At 63.5% G+C, this 1,841-nt stretch carries 2 protein-coding genes and 1 pseudogene; all 3 read left to right on the top strand.

Going from position 1 to position 1,841, the window contains the following annotated elements; all coding sequences use genetic code 11:
- Positions 1-482 (top strand): NADH-quinone oxidoreductase subunit C (locus AC1DU6_RS29615; protein WP_477861583.1); only part of this gene is annotated, 482 nt, incomplete at its 5' end.
- 5 nt (positions 483-487) lie between these two features.
- The gene (locus tag AC1DU6_RS29620; protein ID WP_477861585.1) at positions 488-1,741 is read left to right on the top strand and encodes an NADH-quinone oxidoreductase subunit D; all 1,254 of its coding nucleotides are present in this window, start codon (positions 488-490) and stop codon (positions 1,739-1,741) included.
- Positions 1,738-1,841, top strand: a pseudogene (locus AC1DU6_RS29625) (NADH-quinone oxidoreductase subunit NuoE); the annotation flags it as partial. The gene AC1DU6_RS29620 and the pseudogene AC1DU6_RS29625, both read left to right, overlap by 4 nt.

Below are 1,841 nucleotides of genomic sequence, written 5' to 3' on the forward strand. Positions count from 1 at the left end.
ACCTCGAGGTCGCGACGACGCTGCGTGACCACCCCGAGCTGAAGTTTGAGCAGTTGATCGACCTCTGCGGCGTCGACTACAGCAGCTTCGGCGATGGTGCCTACGAAGGCGCCCGCTACGCCGCAGTCAGCCACCTGCTGTCGATCAGCAAGAACTGGCGCCTGCGCCTGAAGGTCTTCGCCACCGACGACGACTTCCCCTGCGTGGCCTCGGTCACCGGCGTGTGGAGTTCGGCCAACTGGTTTGAGCGCGAAGCCTTCGACATGTATGGCGTCATCTTCGACGGCCACGACGACCTGCGCCGCATCCTGACGGACTACGGCTTCATCGGCCACCCGATGCGCAAGGACTTCCCGGTGTCGGGTCATGTCGAGATGCGCTACGACGCCGAGCAGAAGCGAGTCATCTACCAGCCGGTGACCATCGAGCCGCGTGAGATCACGCCTCGCATCATTCGCGAAGACAAGTACGGCGGGCTCTGAACACCATGGCCGAAATCAAGAACTACACCCTCAACTTCGGTCCGCAGCATCCGGCCGCCCACGGCGTGCTGCGTCTGGTGCTGGAGCTGGACGGCGAAGTCATCCAGCGTGCCGACCCCCACATCGGCCTGCTGCACCGCGCGACCGAGAAACTTGCCGAGAGCAAGACCTACATCCAGTCGCTGCCCTACATGGACCGCCTCGACTATGTGTCGATGATGGCGAATGAGCAGGCCTACTGCCTGGCCATTGAAAAGATGATGGGCATCGAGGTGCCGATCCGCGCGCAATACATCCGCGTGATGTTCGCGGAGATCACGCGGCTGCTGAATCACCTGATGTGGCTGGGCGCGCACGGCTTGGACTGCGGTGCGATGAATGTGCTCATCTACTGCTTCCGCGAGCGCGAAGACCTGTTCGACATGTACGAGGCGGTCTCGGGCGCACGCATGCACGCGGCCTACTTTCGGCCGGGTGGCGTCTACCGCGACCTGCCGGACACGATGCCGAAGCACCAGGCCAGCAAGATCCGCAATGCCAAGGCCATCGACAGGCTCAACGAGAACCGCCAAGGCTCGCTGCTGGACTTCATCGACGACTTCACCGCGCGCTTCCCGAAGAACGTCGACGACTACGAAACGCTGCTGACCGACAACCGAATCTGGAAGCAGCGCACGGTCGGCATCGGCGTCGTCTCGCCCGAGCGCGCGCTGAACCTGGGCTTCACCGGCCCCATGCTGCGCGGCTCCGGCATCGCCTGGGACTTGCGCAAGAAGCAGCCCTACGACGTCTACGACCGTCTGGACTTCGACATCCCCATCGGCACCAACGGCGACACCTACGACCGCTACGTCGTGCGCGTGGAAGAGATGCGCCAGTCCAACCGCATCATCCAGCAGTGCTCGGCCTGGCTCCGTGCCAACCCCGGGCCGGTCATCACCGACAACCACAAGGTGGCGCCGCCTTCGCGCGTGGACATGAAGTCCAACATGGAAGAGCTGATCCACCACTTCAAGCTCTTCACCGAAGGCTTCCACGTGCCCGAGGGCGAGGCCTATGCGGCCGTCGAGCACCCCAAAGGCGAGTTCGGCATCTACATGGTCAGCGACGGTGCCAACAAACCCTACCGCCTGAAGATCCGCCCGCCTGGTTTTGCCCACTTGGCAGCGCTGGACGAGATGGGACGCGGCCACATGATTGCCGACACCGTCGCCATCATCGGCACCATGGACATCGTGTTCGGCGAGATTGATCGATGAGCTACCAACTCTCTGACGCCACCCGCGCGCGCTTCGACCGCGAGGTCGCCAAGTACCCCTACGAGCTGCGCCAGTCCGCCGTCATGGCCTGCCTGGCCAT

Source organism: Roseateles sp. P5_B10, from assembly GCF_056400485.1.